Below are 20,318 nucleotides of genomic sequence, written 5' to 3' on the forward strand. Positions count from 1 at the left end.
TACTCAACCAATGTTCAATGCTGATGCCCAACGGAACACAGCTTACGTAGGGATGCTATCCCTGACGTTGCTTATGTTTTGGGTTTTCACAAATGACCATAACTCGACCGCGACGACGGATCACGCGGCACTTTTCACACATTCTACGAACCGATGCTCGGACTTTCATGTCCCAACCACACCTTAACAACTGCAAAACTTTTATATTAATAATCAATGTGACAGAAGTCAACCGTATAGGCGAGAAGATTCTGTCTGGCTCAAGTGACTATAGTTAGGCAGTGTGACGGCTAGGATGACTGTTGATTGATTACAGTCGCGTCACTCGATCGCTAGCTATATCATCAACCTCGGACGTGATCGGAGGGTTGATGAACCCCTAGGGGGCGATCGCTACCAAGCAATGTTGCTATGAGATTATGGAAACTGAAAAGGGCTAACGCTGTAAGAGCGACAATAACTCTCCTACGGTAAAGTGTCCTTTGCCTACTTTTTCCGTAGCCGGTAGGTGATGCGCCCCTTCGTCAAGTCGTAGGGCGTTAGCTCAACCTTGACGCGATCGCCCGGCAGAATCTTAATGTAATTCCGGCGAATTTTGCCAGAGATATGGGCTAAAACGTTAAACCCATTGTCGAGATCAACTCGAAACATGGCATTAGGAAGTGAATCGGTAACCGTTCCTTCCATTTCAATTAAGTCTTGTTTAGACAAAGCAAAGTCCTCCTAAGGAATGAGCACACTACTGAAGTTGGGATGAATAGCAGACGAACGTCCTTTATGAATCTGGATAATGGGCCAGATCCTTTAGGAATCAGCATTCAGCACCTTTCATAGCTTAACAAATGACGATAGATCTCATCGGAAAAACCCCTGCCAGGTCGTTGATCGACCGCCTTCAGTAGCGCCCAAGATTGATGAGCTTCAAGATGTTCCGTAGCGGGATCGCGGCTTATCCCGCTGACAGCATGGGGGCAACCTGAACTAGTGAGCCAGGCTATTGACGACAGCTTTTAAGGATTGGGTGACCTCTTCCACAGAGCGATCGCCATTTACCGAAACTAGCTTCTGGCGGCTTTGGTAAAAATCAATCAAGGGTGCGGTTTGCTGACGATAGACCTGAAGACGGTGGCGAATCACCTCTTCATTGTCATCTTTGCGCCCTCGCTCCAAGAGCCGCTTGACGATGGAATCATCCGACACCTGAAGGTTTAGCACCCGATCACAGGTTTGACCAATGCCATCCAGCAACGACTCTAGATAGGTCGCCTGTTCAACGTTTCGAGGAAAACCATCGAGCAACCAGCCTGTTTTGGCATCTGGTTCGCTCAGGCGATCGCGCACAATACCTAAAATCAACTCATCGGGTACAAGATCGCCCCGGTCCATGTAGGTTTGTGCCTTCTGACCTAGTTCGGTTCCTTGGCTTACCGCTTGGCGCAGGATGTCCCCAGTGGAAATATGGGGAAAGCTGTAGGAACCAGAGATAACTGCTGCCTGGGTACCTTTACCGGAACCCGGAGGCCCGAGAAATATCAACCGAGTCACTACTGCTTCACCATCCCTTCATAGCGCTGCGAAATCACGTAGGTTTGTACTTGTTTCGCTGTGTCGATGGCAACACCTACCAAGATTAGAAGGGAGGTTGCGCCTAGTCCTTGGAAGGTTCTGATTTGAGTTGCCCCTTCCACAATGGTGGGAATAATAGCCACCAAGCCTAAGAAGATGGCTCCCAAAAAGGTGAGACGGTTGAGAACCCGCTCAATGTACTCCGTGGTTGCCCGTCCGGGTCGAATCCCTGGAATACTAGACCCCATCTTTTTGAGGTTCTTAGACATGTCCTCAGGATTGACAATCAACGAAGCGTAGAAATAGCTGAAGAAAAGAATCATCAGCAGGTAGACGCCAATGTAAACCCAACTGCCTGGGGTGAGATAGCTCACGGCCTGGTTAAGGGTATCGTTTTGAAAGAAGTTGGCTACGGAGGCAGGCAAGATCAAGACTGCCGAGGCGAAAATGATCGGCATGACCCCGCCTTGGTTCAGCCGCAATGGTAGGTAGCTGCTGCGCTCTAGGTAGAGACGACGCCCCACTTGGCGACGGGCTGAAATGATGGGAATTCGGCGCGTGCCTTCTTGAACGAAGACAATGCCGACAATCATAGCCAGGAAGACGAGCAGTAGAATAATCACGCCACCGACTAGGCTGCGATCGCCACTTTCTGCCAACTGGATGGTTTGCCCCAGCGAGGTTGGGAGTGTGGAAACAATGTTGACGAAGATCAGCAGGGAGGCACCGTTGCCGATACCGCGTTCTGTAATCAGCTCACCCACCCACATCACAAACATGGATCCAGCCGTGAGAGCTAGAACGGTTTGGATGAGGAAAACAGGCCCCTGCACTTCAGCGTACTGACGGACTAACCAGGCGATCCCTCCACTCTGCAGGACGGCCCATCCCAGAGCCACGTAGCGAGTGATCTGAGAGATTTTCCGCCGGCCGGCTTCCCCCTCATTTTTTTGAAGATCTTCAAGCTGGGGCACGGCTGCCGTTAACAACTGGATGATAATCGAGGCATTGATATAGGGAAGAATCCCTAGCGCAAAAATCCCGAGAGCAGACAGACCGCCCCCGGAGAAAATATCTAAAAACCCAATAATGCCGCCGAGGGCATTGCCCTCAATGCCAGCCTGAAATGCGGCTCGGTCAATACCAGGAACGGGAACAAATACCCCCAAGCGCACAAGGATTAGCATTCCAATAGTGACAAGCAACCGACCTCGTAAGCCGGCTGCTTGAGCCATTTGCATAAATGTTTCTTGTGCAGTTGGAGCCTTATCGCGGCTAACAACCATTCAAACCTACCTCCACTGGCGATCGCAACAAACTCTTGCCTTTGGCGAATGACACGGCCCTAGGGTTTGCAGCAAACACCACCACCCTTGGAACACAACGGACATCCCTACATTTAGTCTAGACCACTAGATGGCAGGATCCACCCGCCGCCTCAATTTTTGCCTTGGCACCGGCGGTAAATGCAGTGGCTTCTACCTCCAGAGCTACGGATAACTCACCATTACCCAAAACCTTGAGAGGCCCGTCATCCGTGGTGAGAAGACCAGCTTCGAGCAGAGAGTCTAGGGTGACTTTCGTGCCCGCAGGTAGCTCCTGCAAGTCTTCTACATTGATGATGGTATAGTACTTACGATTGATAACCGTGAAGTGCTTCAACTTAGGAATACGGCGGTACAGAGGCATTTGACCCCCTTCAAAGCCAGGGCGAGTGCTCCGACCAGAGCGAGACTTTTGACCCCTCATCCCGAACCCGCAGCTTGCGCCTTGTCCTGCCGCAATACCTCGACCAACCCGCCGTTTTCTTCGACGAGAGCCGGCTTGGGGCACAGCATCATGTAATCTCATGTTCAATACCTCTAGCTACTTCTGTCTATTAGGCGTATAGCCGTTCAATGGGGATGCCCCGCTCTTCTGCCACTTCACTGAAGGTGCGGAGAGAGGATAGGGCGTTAACAGCAGCTCTTGCATTGTTGAGAGGGTTATCTGAACCCAATTGCTTGGCAAGAACGTTCTTGACCCCTGCCAGTTCTAGTACGGTTCGCACCGCACCCCCGGCAATAACCCCCGTTCCTGGCGCTGCAGGACGCATCATCACCTTAGCGCCACCACCTACACCATTCGTAGGATGGGGCAAGGAGCTAGATTTTGTCAGAGGAACATCAATGAGATGCTTCTTGCCATCGGCTACGCCCTTACGGACTGCACCGATGACGTCACTGGCTTTGCCGACGCCAACGCCGACTTGACCCCGCTCATTGCCAACGACAACAATGGCACGAAAGCTAAGTTTTTTACCGCCTTTGACCACTTTGGTGACCCGACGGATTTGAACAACGCGTTCTTGCCAATCGGTCTCTTTTTCCTTTGCTCGTCCGCTTTTCCGACGATTTGCCATAATTTCAGCCTTTTACTGTAACGTCAGACAGTGATAAAACTCGTGCTCCCTTCGGGCATATAAAACAGAAGCGATGCTGCTGTCTCTGAGCCAAGAAGGGCAAGCCGACTAAAAATCTAGCCCTTGTTCGCGGGCAGCTTCAGCGAGCGCCTGCACTCGTCCATGATAGAGGTTGCCACCTCGGTCAAACACAACTTGTTTGATACCTAGCTGAAGCGATCGCTCCGCAATTAACTTCCCAACCTGAGCTGAGGCTTCACAGGTTCCTCCAGACTTAAGGCTAGAGCGAACCTCGGGCTCCATGGTGGAGGCCGCCGCTAAGGTATGGTGACGAGTATCGTCAATGAGCTGCACATAAATATGTTGGTGGGAACGAAAGACAGCTAGCCTTGGGCGCTCGGGCGTTCCAGATACGGCGCGCCGGATGCGTGCATGCCGCCGTCGCAGTGATTCCTTGCGAGTTTGTTTCATCTCTATTTCTTCCCTGACTTCCCAGCCTTGCGTCTAACTTGCTCACCTGCGTACCGAATCCCTTTACCTTTGTAAGGCTCGGGAGGACGGACACCCCTAATTTGTGCGGCAATGTTACCTACAATTTCTTTATCAATACCGCTAATAATGACATTGGTGTTGTTCTCAACAGCTACGTCAATACCTTGTGGCGGCTCAATTTGAACTGGATTGCTATACCCTACGTTGAGGGTTAAGTTACGACCTTGAACTTGAGCACGATACCCAACTCCCTGGATCTCCAGGCGCTTCTGAAATCCTTGGGACACACCCTCAACCATGTTGGAGACTAGCGTTCTGCATAGTCCATGGAGTTGACGAGCGGTACGGGATTCATTGCGGCGGCGAACCGAGAGGATACCGTCTTCTTGAGACACTTCCACATGTTCGGGCAAAACTCTAGAGAGCTCTCCCTTTGGCCCTTTGACCGCAACGGTTTGACCATCAATGGTGACAGACACCTTTTGCGGTATGGGAATAGGGCGTTTACCAATACGAGACATGACTGACTTACTCCTGTATGCGGCAATAGCTATGGACTCACGTGATGCAGAGTGCAATATGACCCCGTCTAACTGAGACCTTGGGGATTACTGAACACTTACCAGATGTAGCAAAGCACCTCGCCACCTAGCCCTTTCCGCCGAGCATCGCGATCGGTCATGATACCGCTAGAGGTGGAGATAACCGCCACCCCAATACCGCCCAAAACCCGCGGTAGTTCTTTGCAACTCGCATACACTCTCAATCCGGGCTTACTCACCCGTTTTAAAGTGTTGATAATCGGCTGATGACTCCGTCCCTGATATTTCAGAGAAATCATGAGTTTGCGCTTCACGCCTTCGCCGTCTTCTGTAAAATCGGCGATAAAACCTTCGTCACGCAAAACCTGAGCAATGCTCCGAGTCATCTTAGTCGAAGGAACCTCAGTGACCTGGTGCCTTGCCAAGCTTGCGTTCCGGATGCGTGTCAGCATATCTGCAATCGTGTCGTTTGCTGCCATAGCTTCCTCTTAGTGAAAATGCCTCAGTTATCCCGGAAGGGCATACCAAATTCTTTGAGCAATGCACGACCTTCTTCATCGGTCTGTGCAGTGGTCACAATCGAAATATCCATGCCACGAATCTGGTCAATGCCGTCGTAGCTGATCTCTGGAAACAAGAGTTGTTCGCGCAACCCTAGTGTGTAGTTCCCTCGTCCGTCAAAGCTTTTAGGGCTAATCCCGCGAAAATCGCGGATGCGGGGCAGAGCTAGGTTAACGAGTCGGTTTAGGAAGTGGTACATCCGATCCGAGCGAAGTGTAACCGTCACGCCCACGGGCATCCCCTGACGGATCTTGAATCCAGCGATCGCCTTCTTAGCACGGGTGACCACGGGCTTTTGTCCGGTGATAACCGCAAGTTCATTCAGCGTCGATTCCAACGCTTTCGCGTTTTGAGCGGCTTCACCAATGCCGCGATTCAGGGTGACCTTGACTAACTTTGGAACCTGATGAATGTTCTCATATTGGAACTGCTTCATCAGATTCGGAACAATGGTTTCGCGATATACGGTCTTGAGTTGAGCTGTCATAGTTTTTGAACCTCACAATCCCTGGGCTTGGTCAGGGACATTTCAAGTGCTTGAGCCAATGGGAAGAATTCATAGAGGTCAGCCGACGTTGGATTAGTCGATGACTTCGCCTGTTTTCTTCAACATCCGAACCTTCCGTCCGTCGTCGGTGTAGGTGTAGCACACACGGCTAGCCACCTTTTGCTTATTGGAATAAAGCATGACGTTGGAACTATGAACCGGGGCTTCAAAGGTCGTAATTTGACCCGATTCACCCTCTTGCTGAGGCTTAATGTGCTTGGTTTTGATGTTGACCCCTTTCACCACTACCTTGCTCGACTTGGGCAAGACAGTCATGACTTCGCCAACTTTACCCTTCTCGGCACCCGAGATGATTTGAACGGTATCGCCTTTTTTAACGTGCATTTTGTGCCGTTGAGGCTTAACGTTTGCGCTTGCCATAGATCAAAGTACCTCCGGTGCCAGGGACACAATCTTCATGTAGCCCTTTTCTCTAAGTTCCCGCGCCACAGGGCCAAACACGCGGGTTCCGCGAGGGTTGCCTTCAGCGTTGATAATGACTGCGGCATTATCATCAAACCGGATGCTCATGCCACTGTCTCGGCGAAGCCCCTTGCGGGTACGCACCACGACGGCACGCACCACGTCGGACTTCTTGGTAGCCATGTTGGGCAGTGCATCTTTTACAACGGCGACGATTACGTCTCCAACCCCGGCATAGCGACGATTGCCGCCGAGTACACGGATACACATGAGCTTTTTGGCTCCACTGTTATCCGCTACGTTCAAATATGTTTCTTGCTGTATCACAATTCCCCTCCCCTTCCCTTAAACACGAGATGCAGTGCTCAAAATCTCAGCGACAGTCCAGCATTTGGTGCGACTCAGGGGACGAGTTTCCTGAATTTTGACGCGATCGCCCACGTTGCACTTGTTGTCTTCATCGTGGACTTTGTACCGCTTGGTACGAACCACAATCTTGCCGTATTTTGGGTGGGGAGCACGGTTCTCGATTGCTACCACCACCGTTTTGTCCATTTTGTCGCTTACGACTACGCCAATGCGCTCTTTAACAGCCATCTAAACTCTCTTCCTCTTGTTCAGTCATTCCCATAGGTTAGTGTTGAAACGGAATTAATCCTCAGGTGCGATCGCGTCAGCCGTTTGATTCAGATTGAGATTCTGAGGCTATTTGACGTTCCCGTTCAACGGTCAATAGTTGGGCAAGACGACGACGAAGATGCTTAATGTCATGGGGCTTTTCTAAGCGGCGGGTTCCTTTTTGAAACCGTAGATTAAAAAGCTGACGCTTAGCTGCCAAAATCTCGTCACTGAGTTCCTGCTCGCTCAAACTACGAGCTTCCGAAGCCTTGGATAGAGGCATCGCTTACACCTCCCCCTGTTCACGCATGATAAATTTAGTCTTAATGGGCAGCTTGTAATCGGCTAGGCGCATAGCTTCCCTTGCAGTTGCTTCCGGCACCCCTTCAATCTCAAACAAGATGCGTCCGGGCTTCACTACTGCAACCCAGTACTCGGGGTTACCTTTACCAGAACCCATCCGGGTTTCTGCAGGACGCATGGTGACTGGCTTGTCAGGGAAAATGCGAATCCAGATTTTCCCACCCCGGCGAATATAGCGGGTCATCGCTCGACGACTGGCTTCAATCTGACGAGATGTGATCCAGTGGGGCTCTAGGGCCTGCAACGCAAATTCACCGAAGCTGATTTCGTTGCCTCGTGTGGCCATGCCGCGCATTCGACCGCGGTGCTGCTTACGAAACTTTGTTCTTTTAGGACTTAACATGAATCCGTACCTTCTCTACCAAGTGCAGGGATAGCTGTAAATTGCATCAATACTTCAGCTATGAATCGTTAGAGCGATCTTCAAATTGTTGCCGACGTCGCTGCTGCTGTTGCCGACGGCGCGGCTGGGTATTGGCAGGAGTTTGAACTTCCTCTTGTCCAGGGATGACCTCTCCCTTGAACACCCACACCTTGATGCCCAAGACGCCATAGATGGTTTGAGCGGTGCGGTAGCTATAGTCAATATCAGCTCGCAGCGTGTGGAGCGGTACTTTACCCTCACGGGTGTATTCTGTCCGAGCAATTTCTGCCCCATTCAACCGACCACTGACCTGAATTTTGATGCCTTGAGCTCCAGCTCGCTGCGCCCGCTGAATCGCTTGACGCACGACTCGTCGGAACGAAACCCGGCGTTCAAGCTGCTGAGCTACATACTCAGCGATCAGGGCGGCATCTGCATCGACTCTGGCGACTTCAACAACGTTGATGCCAATTTGACGACTGCCATTCCCTAGCTCTTTCTGGAGTCCAACGCGTAGGGACTCAATCCCTGCGCCGCCGCGTCCAACCACAACACCAGGACGGGCAGTGCGAATTTCGAGCTGGATCTGATCCGCTTTCCGTTCAATGCGAACATCAGAAATGCCAGCGTTCTTTAAATCCTTATCATTCGCAATGTAGCTGCGAATTTGGTGATCTTCTTGAAGTAGTGCTGGATAGCGGCTGGAATCAGCGAACCACCGTGAACGGTGTTCTTGAGTAATGCCAAGTCGAAACCCTACTGGGTGAATTTTTTGTCCCACAATCTGCCCTCTATTGAATACGTCCTGGTTTTGTTTGGTTTAACCGTTCCTGAGCAATGCTGATCACACAATCGGTATGAGCCTAGTCTTCTTCACCCGGTGCCACCATGATGGTGATGTGGCAGGTTGGCTTACGAATTTGATAGGCCCGACCCTGGGCGCGGGGACGAAACCGTCGTAGGGACGGCCCCTGATCCGCATAGGCCTGGGTAATCACCAAGTTTGATGGGCTATACCCATTGTTGTGTTCAGCATTGGCGACCGCGGATCGCAATACCTTCAGAATGGGTTCACAGGCTCGGTAGGGCATGAACTCTAGAATAATTAGAGCTTCCCGATAGGAGCGTCCCCGAATTTGATCTAAGACTCGCCGCACTTTATGGGGGGACATCCGAATATAGCGTGCGATCGCTTTTACATCTTGTGCAGTTCCAACAGCCATTTATTTCCTCCGATTGCCAACTCCAAATCACTCAACTTAGGGGAGCGATCGCAACTGGATATCCAGCTAATACAATCTTTATCGACGTGCTTTCTTGTCGCTCTTGGCGTGACCCCGGAAGGTGCGAGTTGGCGCAAACTCACCCAGCTTGTGTCCCACCATCTGCTCACTCACATAGACCGGAACATGCTGACGACCGTTATGAACCGCGATCGTATGTCCAATCATTTGAGGAAGAATTGTCGATGCCCGAGACCAGGTTTTGATCACCTGCTTCTCACCCTTGGCATTTAAGTTTTCAACTTTTTTCATTAAGTGATCCGCTACAAACGGACCCTTTTTTAGCGAACGAGCCATAGCCTCAACCTACAGAAATCACTTACACAACCGTACCCAACTATCCAGCCTGCGTTAGGCGTTACGACCGCCCCGACCCCGCTTCGATACCCGACGACGACGGCGCACAATCAGCGCATCGCTTCGCTTGGTTTTCTTGCGCGTCTTGTAGCCGAGAGCCGGCTTACCCCAAGGCGTAACAGGCCCACTCCGACCAATAGGAGCCCGACCTTCACCACCACCATGGGGGTGATCCACAGGGTTCATGACGCTACCCCGAACCTCAGGACGTCTGCCTTTCCAGCGTTTCCGACCCGCTTTACCTAGGCTGATGTTGCGGGCATCGGCATTACCTACCTGACCGATGGTGGCGTAGCATTCCCGACGCACCATGCGCACTTCCGTAGACGGCAGCTTCAGGGTCACATAGTTGCCATCTTTAGCAACAACCTGTGCGCCGGTGCCGGCTGCGCGGACAATTTGTCCACCGCGCCCTGCCACAAGCTCCACATTGTGAACCATCGTACCCAGGGGCACATTGCCCAGGGGAAGAGCATTGCCAACCTCAAACGGAGCATCTTCTCCAGCGATGATGGTGGTGCCAACTTCTAACCCAGCCGGGTGCAAGATATAGCGCTTCTCGCCATCTTCGTAGACCACTAGAGCGATACGAGCATTGCGGTTCGGATCGTACTCAATCGTGGTTACTTCTGCGGGAATTCCTCGCTTATCGCGATGGAAATCAATGAAGCGATACAGGCGTTTATGACCGCCGCCCCGGTGGCGACAGGTAATCACCCCCCGATTGTTGCGACCCTTCGCCCGATGGATGGAGCGCGTGAGGGACTTTTCAGGTTTGCTGCGAGTAATCTCAGAAAACTCTGAAACGGTGCGCTCACGAGTTCCAGGCGTGTATGGTCGGTAGTAACGAATACCCATAATTTAGAACTCTGTTATCTCAAGACTGCCTACGAAATTAAATGACTGGGCTGAGTAGGGCGGAATGCCGAGGACGATCTCCCTTCTCTACAGCGTTAGACCTCAGGGAAAAGGGTGATGGAATCTCCCGGTGCGAGGGTAACGACAGTTTTTTTGTAGTGAGCTTTGTACCCGGCAAAGCGGCCAACCCGGCGCTTCTTCAGGGGAGGATTTTGGGTGTTGACCTTGACGACCTTGACATCAAAGAGCTGCTCGATGGCAACCTTAATTTGATCTTTGGTTGCCTTGGCAGCCACTTTGAAGACATATTTGTTGTCTTCTAGCAGGAGGGTTGCCTTTTCCGTAATCACCGGCACCCGGATCAGGTCGGCCAGATCTCTGGGGTTGTATCGATCAAAACTAGCCACCGTATACCTCCTGGATCTTTTCGAGGGCAGACTGGGTTACGACCAGCTTGTCTGCCAGCAATACATCATAGATATTGAGATTGGTTGACGAAATCAGCTTTAGGCGATCGATGTTGCGAGCTGATAAGTAGACCATCTCATTCTTTTCGCCGGTAATCAGCAAAACCCGATCAGATTCCTGCACGCCCCAGCGGGATAGCGCTTGAATCATGTCCTTGGTTTTGGGACGAGCAAGCTGTTCGGCAAAGTCTTGCACCACAATCATGCTGTCTACCCGGCTTTGGAACGCTGTGCATAGCGCTAAGCGGCGTTCCTTTTTGTTCATCTTGGTGGAATAATCTCTGGGCTTGGGGCCAAAGATGACACCGCCCCCTTTCCAAAGCGGGGATCGGTTAGAACCAGCTCGGGCGCGCCCTGTACCTTTCTGACGCCAAGGTTTCCGACCACCCCCACGCACTTCGGCTCGGGTTTTGGATGATGCGGTGCCTTGACGCGCATTGTTCATCTGACGGACGAGGGCTCGGTGAACCACGTGCGCCGACGACGCTTCTTTTGCTACGCGCAAGCTTAACGATGTTTCACCTGCTTCTTGCCCTTGCCAATCTCGAATTATGCAGCTAACCATTTCCTCTGCCTCATGTACCTTCCAATGCCACGTCGTTGTTCTGCTGAGCTGTTACACCGGGGTAAGCTCTTAAGCCTGTCCAACAATCGTGGCGGGCTTAATATTTAGGAGACTGCCGGGCTTGCCGGGAACAGCACCCTTGATCAGCAGCAGGTTTTGGTCAGCATCGATCCGGACGACTGTGAGTTTCCGAATGGTGACTTGCGACCCGCCTAGGCGACCTGCCATGCGCTTACCTGGGTAGACGCGTCCGGGGGTGGTGCCAGCTCCAGTGGAACCAGGTGCTCGGTGGTTCTTAGAACCGTGAGCCATGGGCCCTCGTCTGAAGTTGTGGCGTTTTTGGTACCCGGCAAATCCGCGACCAATACTAGTGCCTACGACGTCAACGAGTTGTCCTGCTTCAAACGTCTCAACCCCTAACTGTTGCCCTAGCTCGTAGGGGCCGGCCTGGCTCAAGCGATATTCACAGAGATGTCGTACGGGGACACTGCCAGATTTTTTGAGGTGCCCTAGCTCAGGCTTATTCAGAGCCTTTTCCGTCACCTGCTTATATCCGACCTGAATTGCAGAGTAGCCATCCGTTTCGGGGGTTTTGATTTGCGTTACGGTGCATGGATTAGCCTGCACAACCGTGACGGGGATAGCCCGACCTTCGTCATCAAAGACTTGGGTCATGCCAATTTTCGTGCCGAGAATACCAACAGACACAGTCACAAGTCTCCCTTGCTCAACTAAAAACGCGGCGAAACGTAGCCAGCCTATTCCGCTTCCGGTTTAGGATCTGACTGTTCCTCCTTACTAAATGGCTGCAGAAGCAGCCAGAACCCCACAAAACTGGTGTCAGCTTAGAGTTCTATGTCTTTTTGAAACCAGAGGCTGAAGGATTAGCAATTCAGATCCGCTTCAGCGCTTACGCCGAGACTTAAGCAGATGCATCAAAAAAATCCACTCAGTATCTCCTCACAGCCTGGAAAGCAGCACTAACCAGACTTGCCTGTGGCTCTATCCCATGTGACAGGAGGGTTTGACAATGTCATTGCCTTCACCCGTCTGAGCCTTTAGCCAAGTCGTGAATCATTAGCTATTTACTCTCTATGCTGTCTTGGCGACAATTTTAGATTATAGACGTATGAATATCTATTTGTCTAGACCATTTCCAACAAAAGGGCAACAAATTTTCTGGATGCGGAGATGCGGTAGGGCGATCGCCACCCCTTATAATAGCGGCAAGAGGTGAGGGAAACGCCATTTGTTCAGGATGACTGAGACCTAAGACGATGAAGGACTCGGATCCATACTGATAATGAACTAATGAACCCGTGCCGACATGATTGGATGAATGTGATGTAGGAGGCCGCAGACAGCATTTATGGCATTAATTACAACGGGTAAACCTTTCATTCGAGCCTTAGAACAGCATGGGGCTCTCGGCCTTTACATCCCCTTGGAGGGAGGAGCAGAGGGGCGGTATCAGCGGCGTCTGCGAGCGGCGGGCTATGGTATGGAACACCTGACTGCTCGGGGGTTGGGCGACTTGTCGGCTTACTTGTTAGACGTGCATGGGGTGCGTCCGGCCCATTTGGGTAAAAAGTGTGTGGACAGCGATGCCGCGGTTGGTTACACCTACTATATTCCGCCGATCGCTCGCTATCAGCTTGAGCAGTTACCTGCCAAGTCGAAGGGATTAGTGCTGTGGTTGTTGGAGGGGCATGTGCTTTCGCGTCAAGAGCTAGAGTTTTTGGCGAACTTGCCGACTCTAGAACCCAAGTTAAAGGTGGTGATTGAGATGGGAGGCGATCGCACCTTCACCTGGCAACCTTTAAAAACAGTGGTGCAAGCCGCCTAGGTATGAAATTCGGGGTATCTCCTCCGGAGAGCGATCGCTGTTCTATCCATAGGTCAAGGAATCATGACCGCAAATCAACGTCCTGGTAGTGTTACAGCCATCGCGATTTGGCTGATTGTAGCGGGTGTGTTTTACGCCTTATTTGCACTGATCTTCCTGTTGGTGCAAACCTTCTTTGCCTCCGAAGACGGTCGGCAAATGATGCTCCAAGAACCTGAGATGCAAGCCCTGCCGCCAGAGATCTTGGATTTGATGGGCCCCTTATTTCTGGGGCTGGGCTTAATCTCGTTGGTGTTTGCGGTCATCTGCGTCGTTATGAGCGTGGGGCTCTTTCGCCTCAAGGGCTGGGGGCGTATGGGCACCATCATCTTTCACTGGGTTTGCATTGGGCTAAATGCCTTCCAGTTGCTCGGCTCGATCTTCAGCGCAGGGACAGCGGGTCTCACGGTTCTCCCTACCCTGCTGTTGCTGGTGTTCAATCTTGCGATCGCCGGCAGCATTGTTTACATCTTGCAGCAGCCCGATGTCCGTCAAGCCTTTCGTCCTGTCTCGATCAGCGATCAGTCGTTCTAGATGGTGTAGATTCAGTTGAGTTCTGGAATGGCCCAGCGCTCAACTGATCTGTGTTTCAGGCTGATTTGTACTGCAGGCTGATAGAAGCTTCCTAGCGCTGGGACTACTGCAGCATCGTTTTGGAGACCATGCGGGTTTTCTTGCGATCGCTCTCGCTGAGTTCTTCCCCAGACTGGAGGCGCGTGGCGTTGTCTTGCAAGACGGTGGCAGCGCCTTCATCGCCCATTTGTAGCGCGGTCTTAGCGGCCGACTGGAGCATGGTGGCCGCACCGGTGCGATCGCCATCCTTGAGCTTTTGTTCGGCAATCTGCGTCTGACGGTATTTGGCCAGGGCTAAGACATGCTGCTGGACTTGAGGATTCACTTGGGGCTGGAAGGCTTCCAGCACTTTGGCAACCACGGGAATGGCCTCGGAGAAGAGTCGTTCCTTGCCGCTGTTGGGGTCATCGTAGCGCACCTGCAGCCCGGCAATTTGCTGGGAGCCAGGAGGCAACTGTCCAGCATAGAGATTCACTAGCACTACCCGAGGTGCATCTACCATCAGGTCTCCCAGGCGCGCTAGGTATTGATCCCCTTCTTGGATGATCGCTAGTTCAACTGTGTCGGGTGACACTTGGGCAATGGGTTTTAGATCGGCGAGACGGATGTGGGAGCCCAGGGTGAGGGTGAGATAGGCATTGGTGAGCCCCACGGACTGGGCGCGGCTGAAGAGCCGGTCAAACTCACTCACGGCCTGGTCGGGGGTTTGAATGTAGGACAGGGTGCCACCGGCTGCGTCGGCGATGCGTTCGAGGACATCTTGGTTCCAATGATCGCCAAACCCCAGGGTGCTGAGGGTCATGTTGTAGGTGGCGGCCAGCTCCGCTAGTTTGAGGCAGCGATCGTTATCGCCATGCTCATTTTCCCCGTCGGTGAGTAAGAAAGCCTGGGAAATGGTGTCCTGCTTGCCCTTGGCTAGCTCCTCAATGCCCAACTTCATGCCTTCATCAATGGCCGTGCCGCCACTGGCCCGCAGTTGACTGAGCTTCACCTTGACCTCGGCAGGATTCTCAATGTGTTGATTGGACAGTAAGACCTTAGCCTTATGATCAAACGCCACAATGGAGAGGCGATCGCCCGGTGAAAGCTGTTCCACAATGCGGTTGGCGGCTTGCTTGACGATGTCGAGCGGTTTCCCATTCATAGAGCCGCTGTGGTCTAAAATCAGGCAGAGATTTAAAGGAGCATGGCGGTTGAGCGACTCAGCGATCGCCGAAATTGAGACGGCCAGTTGCCGCTGGCTGCTGGGCTGATGAGCGTCAAGATTGACATCATTGAGAGCAGCTTGTAATCCCACTCGCATAGTTAAGCTCCTTAAATTCTGAGCGCAGTTGATCGAAAAATATGGAGATCGATCCTATTCAATCCCTTCACGGTGAGTAGTAAGGGTTTCGGATCATTGGGTGATTTGGGGCCCTGCAAGGGGCGATCGCTTCAAGGCCATTGGCCAAGGCGGCGGCTAGAGGTTCGGGAATCCCGTCAAGTATCCGCCATGAATCTGGGGGATCAGCCACCACCATTGCTAGCGAGGGCACGTTACTATGTTTACTATGTTAAAGGTGTAACACTGCACCCAATTGTTGAGGCAACTGATAGGCAAGACGTTATATGAATTCACCTATCCAGGCGGTTCAGTCTACATATGGTGGTGATGCTTACTATCGCACACCCCCCCCAGACCTACCGTCGCTCTTGTTAAAAGAGCGTATTGTGTACTTGGGGTTACCCCTGTATTCCTCTGATGAGGTGAAACAGCAGGTTGGTATTGACGTAACTGAGTTGATTATTGCTCAGTTGCTCTACCTGCAGTTTGATGATCCGGACAAACCGATTTATTTCTACATCAACTCGACCGGAACCTCTTGGTACGGCGGAGATGCAATTGGGTTTGAAACCGAAGCCTTTGCTATCTGTGACACGATTGACTACATTAAGCCAGCGGTTCATACCATCTGCATTGGGCAGGCTATGGGAACTGCGGCCATGATTTTGTCAGCGGGTACGAAGGGCTTCCGTGCTAGCTTACCCCATGCCACCATTGTGCTGAACCAAACTCGCAGTGGTGCTCAAGGGCAGGCCACCGATATTCAGATTCGGGCCAAGGAAGTGCTGACCAACAAGCAAACGACCCTGGAAATTATGGCAAAAAACACCGGTAAAACGGTGGAGCAAATTGCCAAAGATACGGATCGAATGTTCTATCTGACTCCCCAAGAAGCCTTGGAGTATGGCTTAATCGATCGCGTGTTGGCGAGTTCTAAGGAATTACCCACTGCGCCCGTGGCGTCGCTCACCTAAGGGCTTGCTAGAGCCCTGAAGCTGCCGGCATGGCGGCTGCTCCCCCGTTCTCCTATCGTTTTCAATCTGTAGAGAGTACTCACTATGCCCATCGGCACACCTAAAGTTCCCTATCGGCTACCCGGTAGCCAATATACCCAGTGGATTGACATTTACACCCGCCTCAACCAAGAGCGGATCATTTTCCTGGGACAAGAAGTCACCGATGGCTTGGCCAACTCCATCGTTGCTGCCATGCTCTACCTGGATTCTGATGATCCCGGTAAGCCCATCTATTTGTATATCAACTCGCCCGGTGGTTCCGTGACGGCGGGCATGGCCATCTACGACACCATGCAGTACATCAAGTCTGAAGTGGTGACGATTTGTGTTGGTTTGGCTGCATCCATGGGAGCTTTTCTGTTGGCGGCGGGTAGCAAGGGCAAGCGCTTGGCCCTGCCCCATGCGCGGATCATGATCCACCAACCCTTGGGGGGTGTGGGTCGTCGGCAGGCCACGGATATCCAAATCGAGGCGAAGGAAATTTTACGCGTGCGCCAGCAGTTGAACGAAATGCTAGCGGCTCGTACCGGAAAAACAGTTGAGCAAATCGCCAAAGATACCGATCGCGACTACTTTATGTCGGCAGCGGAAGCGGTTGAGTATGGTTTGATTGATCGTGTTGTGGAAAGCCCACCCTCGACCTAAGGCAGTTCATCTGCACGGTGAGCATCCAATGAAGATGTCACGTTAGATTTATGGCAGAATTGTTCAACATTCTGCCATTTTTGGTATCTATGAACCTACCGGACTGCTATCGACTATTGGGATTACGGACGGGCGCACCGGCAGACGATATTAAGGCGTCCTACCGGCGTTTGGCACGGTTATATCACCCCGATGTTAACCCTGGCGATCAAGCAGCGGAGGAGAAGTTCATTCAGATCACTGAAGCCTACAAGTACTTAATGGAGGTTGTGCCTGAGGGATTGGCTCAGTCTACATCTACGCCGAGTGCGACGCCCTCCCCTACGCCGTCGTCTCAGCCTCCTAAGGTGCGTATCCACGTGAAGCGGCCAGCGGAGCGATCGCCCTCTCCTAGTCCGTCAAAATCCCCTGCGCCCCAGATTCGCCTTGATCCCACCCTGTCGGAGACCGATCGCAAACTAAAGCAGCATAGCTACAAGCAGCTTCAGCATCTGCTCAAAGAGCAGCGGTTTCCTAGGGCGATCGCGTTGGTGGAGGGTCTATCCCAGCGGTTGCCGAAGGATCGGGAGGTGAAGCAGTGGCAGGCGATTACCTATCAGCGCTTTGGCCAACATCTTGTGAAGCAACGGCAGCTTGATAAGGCCAGGATTTACCTCAAAAAAGCGCTACAAACGGATCCCAATAATCGATCGCTTTGGCTAGAAGTGGAGCGGGTGTTCCGGCAGATTGAACAATTGCTCTAATCGGGGAGGGAAAGCGGTCAAACCCTAATTCTCTTGTCTGGTGTGAGCTGTCATGACGAGCATTGGTCAGGATATCCCAACATCATCCAAGAGGGATTACTTGGTCAGGACGTCAGCGATCGCTTCTTCCAGAGCTGGTTTTTCCAACGTTGTAATCACAAATACTTCTTGAAATTGCTTGCCCTTGCGGGCGATCAGCTTAAAGCCACCCAGGACAGGCACAGAGACACGCAGTGTCAGCTTAGGACTATGGGCCCGCGATCGCCCGATCACCGCTGGCGTGATCGTGGTAATCGTGGTTTGACGCTTGAGTAACGTCTCCAGGATGGGGATGAGCCCTGGAATGTGGGTGGAATGATTCCAAACTAAGCGTCCGCTGGGTGGTTGGGCCATGGTGGGGTATGAGGGTGGGCTGGATTAGGCGGCTTCCAAGGGAGCCATGGTGAGCCCGGCGCGACTGAGTTGCTGATGGTACAGTTCCGCCTGTTCTTGCGGCCCTGTCCAAACAATGGCCTGCCCCTCAAAATGTACCTGATTGGTGAGTTCCCAGGCGCGATCGCTGGTCATTTGGGGAATGTATTTCATCAAACAGGCGGCCACGTGCTGAAAGGTGTTGAAGTCGTCATTCAACACAATCACCTTAAAGTTGGGATAGGTTTTGCGCGTGGTTTGTTTAACTCGATCAGGGGTGATGGTGGGGGATGCAGTCATGGTTAGGGGATAGGTGGCTGCATCAGCGGGGTGTACCGTCGTCATACGCAGGGGTACCAAGTCCAAATGTGAACAGAATCTAAAGGATTGATGAGGGCCATTGTAGCTTAGTCGGTCGGGCAGCCGGAGAACCTGCTGGTGCTGGTTGGTTCTGGCGTGCTGGGCCTAGGGAGCGGAGCTGGGAGTGGGAACCGTGGCAATCCAGCGACTGGCGATGGGCATTCGCCAACCGGTACCAAAGGCGCGATCGGTGATCTTTAAGCCGGGAGGGGCCTGCTTGCGCTTAAATTCAGCGCGGGTGACCAGCTGCACGACGCGGTTGACGATGCCTGGGTCATGACCAGCGGTGACGATGTCGCTGGGCGACTGGTGGCGGGTGATCAGTCGACAGAGAATGTCATCCAGGGTGTCGTAGTCGGGCAGGGAGTCGGAATCTTTTTGGTCGGGCTTGAGTTCGGCGCTGGGGGGCTTGGTGAGAATGGCGTCGGGAATGATCTCTCCCGCTGCGCTCTGCGGCAGTCGCCAGGGCACCGCTGGATCGTCACTGGAATTGAGCCAGCGACAGAGGGAATAAACCCGCGTTTTGGGGACGTCGGCGATCGCTGCTAGACCACCATTCATATCGCCGTAGAGGGTGCAGTAGCCCACCGCCAGCTCTGACTTGTTGCCGGTAGATAGCAGCAGGTAGCCAAACTTGTTGGCGATCGCCATCAGTAAATTGCCGCGAATCCGAGACTGGATATTTTCCTCGGCAATGCCAAAGCTGGTGCCGGCAAACAGATCTTCCAAGGTGTCATCATAGGCGGACATTAAGCCGGCGATCGCTAAGGTTTCGGTGCGGATGCCCAAGTTTTTGGCCAGGGCATAGGCATCGGCCAGGGAATGGTCGGAGCTGTAGGGGGAGGGCATCAGCACACCCAGCACCTGATCGGCTCCTAGGGCCGCGGTGGCGATCGCCGCTACCAGAGCAGAGTCAATACCGCCGCTGAGACCGATGACCGCTCGGGAAAAGCCGCATTTCCGGGCATAGTCCTGGACGCCCAGCACCAGTGCTGACCAGATTTCCCCATCATGGCTGGCGGGCTGGGGAGCGATCGCCTCTGGATCGGCGGTCACGTCACCGAGGGTAAGGTCGTAGTCTAGAAACTGTAGGTCAGGCTGGAAGGGCAAGGCTCGCACCACGGTCTGTCCCTGAGCATTCATGGCTACGCTGCTGCCGTCGAAGATCAGATCATCATTGCCGCCGACTTGATTGACGTAGAGAATGGGTACCTGGTGACGCAGGGCCGCATGGCGTAGCATCGCCTCTCGAATTGCCTGTTTACCGACGCTGTAGGGAGATGCGGATAGATTTAGCACCAGATCGACGCCTTGGCTGGCTAAATCAGCGATGGGATTCACCTGATAGCTGCGCTTGCCCCAGAATTCCTCATCGTTCCACAGGTCTTCGCAAATGGTCACCCCCAGCGTTACGCGATGACCATCGGGTAAGGTCACGGCAAAGGTATTGATATCGTCCCCGGGTTGAAAGTAGCGATCTTCGTCAAAAACATCGTAGGTCGGCAGCAGACGCTTGTGGAAGATCTGCTGAATGGCACCCTGTTCTAACAACGCCACGCTGTTGAACAGCGGTTTCTCTCCTAGGGGCGATCGCTGATTGGGATCAATGGTGCCCACCAGGACAGCGATCTGGGGCGGCAGGTCATGGGCTAACTGGTGCAGCGTATCTGCCATAGCCTGGATGAACCGAGGCTGTATCAGCAGGTCGCGGGGGGGATAGCCGCAGAGAGAAAGTTCTGGGGTGAGCAGTAACCGCACCCCCTGGGACGCAGCCGTTTGGGCGGCGGTCAAAATCTGCTGAGCATTGCCCGCAAGGTCACCAATGGTCGGATTCAGTTGAGCGATCGCCAGGGAGAGGGTGGGAGGGGTCATAGGGGTAGGAAGGAAAGGGAATGCAGGCTGACGGAGATCCTACTTGGGCTCATATCGGTAGGCATCTTGACTCGATGGGGCT

General features: G+C 52.9%; 31 protein-coding genes. 5 read left to right on the top strand and 26 right to left on the bottom strand.

The window, feature by feature from the left end; all coding sequences use genetic code 11:
- Positions 1 to 55: 55 nt before the first annotated feature.
- The 22 genes from rpmJ to rplC all read right to left on the bottom strand — a co-directional run bounded on the left by rpmJ (position 56) and on the right by rplC (position 12,115).
- Complete coding sequence (gene rpmJ, locus JUJ53_RS09150; protein ID WP_204151790.1) at positions 56 to 169, bottom strand: 50S ribosomal protein L36; 114 nt, start codon at positions 167 to 169, stop codon at positions 56 to 58.
- A 317-nt stretch (positions 170 to 486) separates the two neighbouring features.
- Positions 487 to 711 (bottom strand): translation initiation factor IF-1, encoded by a 225-nt coding sequence (gene infA / locus JUJ53_RS09155; RefSeq protein WP_036002386.1) that lies wholly within the window; start codon positions 709 to 711, stop codon positions 487 to 489.
- A 270-nt stretch (positions 712 to 981) separates the two neighbouring features.
- Positions 982 to 1,545, bottom strand: a complete 564-nt coding sequence (locus JUJ53_RS09160; RefSeq protein WP_204151698.1) for an adenylate kinase — start codon at positions 1,543 to 1,545, stop codon at positions 982 to 984.
- Positions 1,545 to 2,852 (bottom strand): preprotein translocase subunit SecY, encoded by a 1,308-nt coding sequence (gene secY, locus JUJ53_RS09165; RefSeq protein ID WP_204151699.1) that lies wholly within the window; start codon positions 2,850 to 2,852, stop codon positions 1,545 to 1,547. The genes JUJ53_RS09160 and secY overlap by 1 nt, the downstream gene beginning before the upstream one ends.
- A gap of 118 nt (positions 2,853 to 2,970) precedes the next feature.
- Entirely contained in the window at positions 2,971 to 3,417 is a 447-nt protein-coding gene (gene rplO / locus JUJ53_RS09170) for a 50S ribosomal protein L15 (protein ID WP_204151700.1), read from the bottom strand.
- Between the two features lie 28 nt (positions 3,418 to 3,445).
- Entirely contained in the window at positions 3,446 to 3,967 is a 522-nt protein-coding gene (gene rpsE / locus JUJ53_RS09175; protein WP_204151701.1) for a 30S ribosomal protein S5, read from the bottom strand.
- Between the two features lie 108 nt (positions 3,968 to 4,075).
- Positions 4,076 to 4,438: a 50S ribosomal protein L18 gene (rplR, locus tag JUJ53_RS09180; RefSeq protein ID WP_204151702.1), complete on the bottom strand. Its 363-nt coding sequence runs from the start codon at positions 4,436 to 4,438 to the stop codon at positions 4,076 to 4,078.
- 2 nt (positions 4,439 to 4,440) lie between these two features.
- Entirely contained in the window at positions 4,441 to 4,980 is a 540-nt protein-coding gene (gene rplF, locus JUJ53_RS09185) for a 50S ribosomal protein L6 (RefSeq protein ID WP_204151703.1), read from the bottom strand.
- Between the two features lie 98 nt (positions 4,981 to 5,078).
- On the bottom strand, positions 5,079 to 5,480 hold the full coding sequence (gene rpsH, locus JUJ53_RS09190; RefSeq protein ID WP_204151704.1) for a 30S ribosomal protein S8: 402 nt from the start codon (positions 5,478 to 5,480) through the stop codon (positions 5,079 to 5,081).
- 23 nt (positions 5,481 to 5,503) lie between these two features.
- A complete protein-coding gene (gene rplE / locus JUJ53_RS09195; RefSeq protein ID WP_204151705.1) occupies positions 5,504 to 6,049 on the bottom strand; it encodes a 50S ribosomal protein L5 in 546 nt (181 codons plus the stop codon).
- A gap of 93 nt (positions 6,050 to 6,142) precedes the next feature.
- Positions 6,143 to 6,490, bottom strand: a complete 348-nt coding sequence (gene rplX, locus JUJ53_RS09200) for a 50S ribosomal protein L24 (RefSeq protein WP_239124913.1) — start codon at positions 6,488 to 6,490, stop codon at positions 6,143 to 6,145.
- A 3-nt stretch (positions 6,491 to 6,493) separates the two neighbouring features.
- The gene (gene rplN, locus JUJ53_RS09205; RefSeq protein WP_204151706.1) at positions 6,494 to 6,859 is read right to left on the bottom strand and encodes a 50S ribosomal protein L14; all 366 of its coding nucleotides are present in this window, start codon (positions 6,857 to 6,859) and stop codon (positions 6,494 to 6,496) included.
- Positions 6,860 to 6,877: 18 nt separating this feature from the next.
- A complete protein-coding gene (gene rpsQ, locus JUJ53_RS09210) occupies positions 6,878 to 7,129 on the bottom strand; it encodes a 30S ribosomal protein S17 (protein ID WP_204151707.1) in 252 nt (83 codons plus the stop codon).
- A 76-nt stretch (positions 7,130 to 7,205) separates the two neighbouring features.
- Positions 7,206 to 7,433, bottom strand: coding sequence for a 50S ribosomal protein L29 (rpmC, locus tag JUJ53_RS09215; RefSeq protein WP_204151708.1), 228 nt, complete (start codon positions 7,431 to 7,433; stop codon positions 7,206 to 7,208).
- Positions 7,434 to 7,436: 3 nt separating this feature from the next.
- Positions 7,437 to 7,856, bottom strand: coding sequence for a 50S ribosomal protein L16 (rplP, locus tag JUJ53_RS09220; RefSeq protein WP_204151709.1), 420 nt, complete (start codon positions 7,854 to 7,856; stop codon positions 7,437 to 7,439).
- A 58-nt stretch (positions 7,857 to 7,914) separates the two neighbouring features.
- The gene (gene rpsC, locus JUJ53_RS09225) at positions 7,915 to 8,658 is read right to left on the bottom strand and encodes a 30S ribosomal protein S3 (protein ID WP_204151710.1); all 744 of its coding nucleotides are present in this window, start codon (positions 8,656 to 8,658) and stop codon (positions 7,915 to 7,917) included.
- 82 nt (positions 8,659 to 8,740) lie between these two features.
- Positions 8,741 to 9,100, bottom strand: a complete 360-nt coding sequence (rplV, locus tag JUJ53_RS09230; RefSeq protein ID WP_204151711.1) for a 50S ribosomal protein L22 — start codon at positions 9,098 to 9,100, stop codon at positions 8,741 to 8,743.
- 78 nt (positions 9,101 to 9,178) lie between these two features.
- The gene (rpsS, locus tag JUJ53_RS09235; RefSeq protein ID WP_204151712.1) at positions 9,179 to 9,457 is read right to left on the bottom strand and encodes a 30S ribosomal protein S19; all 279 of its coding nucleotides are present in this window, start codon (positions 9,455 to 9,457) and stop codon (positions 9,179 to 9,181) included.
- 54 nt (positions 9,458 to 9,511) lie between these two features.
- On the bottom strand, positions 9,512 to 10,375 hold the full coding sequence (rplB, locus tag JUJ53_RS09240; RefSeq protein WP_204151713.1) for a 50S ribosomal protein L2: 864 nt from the start codon (positions 10,373 to 10,375) through the stop codon (positions 9,512 to 9,514).
- 95 nt (positions 10,376 to 10,470) lie between these two features.
- A complete protein-coding gene (locus tag JUJ53_RS09245; RefSeq protein WP_204151714.1) occupies positions 10,471 to 10,782 on the bottom strand; it encodes a 50S ribosomal protein L23 in 312 nt (103 codons plus the stop codon).
- Entirely contained in the window at positions 10,775 to 11,407 is a 633-nt protein-coding gene (gene rplD, locus JUJ53_RS09250; protein ID WP_204151715.1) for a 50S ribosomal protein L4, read from the bottom strand. The genes JUJ53_RS09245 and rplD overlap by 8 nt, the downstream gene beginning before the upstream one ends.
- A gap of 69 nt (positions 11,408 to 11,476) precedes the next feature.
- On the bottom strand, positions 11,477 to 12,115 hold the full coding sequence (gene rplC / locus JUJ53_RS09255; RefSeq protein WP_204151792.1) for a 50S ribosomal protein L3: 639 nt from the start codon (positions 12,113 to 12,115) through the stop codon (positions 11,477 to 11,479).
- A 661-nt stretch (positions 12,116 to 12,776) separates the two neighbouring features.
- On the opposite strand from rplC, the gene JUJ53_RS09260 reads away from it, so the two are divergent.
- Entirely contained in the window at positions 12,777 to 13,253 is a 477-nt protein-coding gene (locus JUJ53_RS09260) for an NAD(P)H-quinone oxidoreductase subunit N (RefSeq protein ID WP_204151716.1), read from the top strand.
- 63 nt (positions 13,254 to 13,316) lie between these two features.
- Positions 13,317 to 13,826, top strand: coding sequence for a hypothetical protein (locus tag JUJ53_RS09265; RefSeq protein ID WP_204151717.1), 510 nt, complete (start codon positions 13,317 to 13,319; stop codon positions 13,824 to 13,826).
- A gap of 103 nt (positions 13,827 to 13,929) precedes the next feature.
- On the opposite strand, the gene JUJ53_RS09270 is transcribed toward JUJ53_RS09265, so the two are convergent.
- Positions 13,930 to 15,168, bottom strand: a complete 1,239-nt coding sequence (locus tag JUJ53_RS09270) for a VWA domain-containing protein (RefSeq protein WP_204151718.1) — start codon at positions 15,166 to 15,168, stop codon at positions 13,930 to 13,932.
- A gap of 305 nt (positions 15,169 to 15,473) precedes the next feature.
- On the opposite strand from JUJ53_RS09270, the gene JUJ53_RS09275 reads away from it, so the two are divergent.
- The 3 genes from JUJ53_RS09275 (at position 15,474) to JUJ53_RS09285 (ending at position 17,593) form a co-directional block, all read left to right on the top strand.
- Positions 15,474 to 16,163 (top strand): ATP-dependent Clp protease proteolytic subunit, encoded by a 690-nt coding sequence (locus JUJ53_RS09275; protein ID WP_204151719.1) that lies wholly within the window; start codon positions 15,474 to 15,476, stop codon positions 16,161 to 16,163.
- Between the two features lie 84 nt (positions 16,164 to 16,247).
- Positions 16,248 to 16,850: an ATP-dependent Clp protease proteolytic subunit gene (locus JUJ53_RS09280; protein ID WP_204151720.1), complete on the top strand. Its 603-nt coding sequence runs from the start codon at positions 16,248 to 16,250 to the stop codon at positions 16,848 to 16,850.
- Positions 16,851 to 16,900: 50 nt separating this feature from the next.
- Complete coding sequence (locus JUJ53_RS09285) at positions 16,901 to 17,593, top strand: J domain-containing protein (RefSeq protein WP_239124914.1); 693 nt, start codon at positions 16,901 to 16,903, stop codon at positions 17,591 to 17,593.
- Positions 17,594 to 17,689: 96 nt separating this feature from the next.
- Here JUJ53_RS09285 and JUJ53_RS09290 read toward each other — a convergent pair whose 3' ends face one another.
- The 3 genes from JUJ53_RS09290 to JUJ53_RS09300 all read right to left on the bottom strand — a co-directional run bounded on the left by JUJ53_RS09290 (position 17,690) and on the right by JUJ53_RS09300 (position 20,236).
- Positions 17,690 to 17,986: a DUF2103 domain-containing protein gene (locus tag JUJ53_RS09290; protein ID WP_204151721.1), complete on the bottom strand. Its 297-nt coding sequence runs from the start codon at positions 17,984 to 17,986 to the stop codon at positions 17,690 to 17,692.
- 24 nt (positions 17,987 to 18,010) lie between these two features.
- Positions 18,011 to 18,304: an ATP-dependent Clp protease adapter ClpS gene (gene clpS, locus JUJ53_RS09295; protein ID WP_239124930.1), complete on the bottom strand. Its 294-nt coding sequence runs from the start codon at positions 18,302 to 18,304 to the stop codon at positions 18,011 to 18,013.
- A gap of 165 nt (positions 18,305 to 18,469) precedes the next feature.
- Entirely contained in the window at positions 18,470 to 20,236 is a 1,767-nt protein-coding gene (locus tag JUJ53_RS09300; RefSeq protein ID WP_204151723.1) for an NAD+ synthase, read from the bottom strand.
- Positions 20,237 to 20,318: the final 82 nt, after the last annotated feature.

It is taken from the genome of Leptolyngbya sp. CCY15150 (genome assembly GCF_016888135.1).
Taxonomy (GTDB): Bacteria; Cyanobacteriota; Cyanobacteriia; order RECH01; family RECH01; genus RECH01.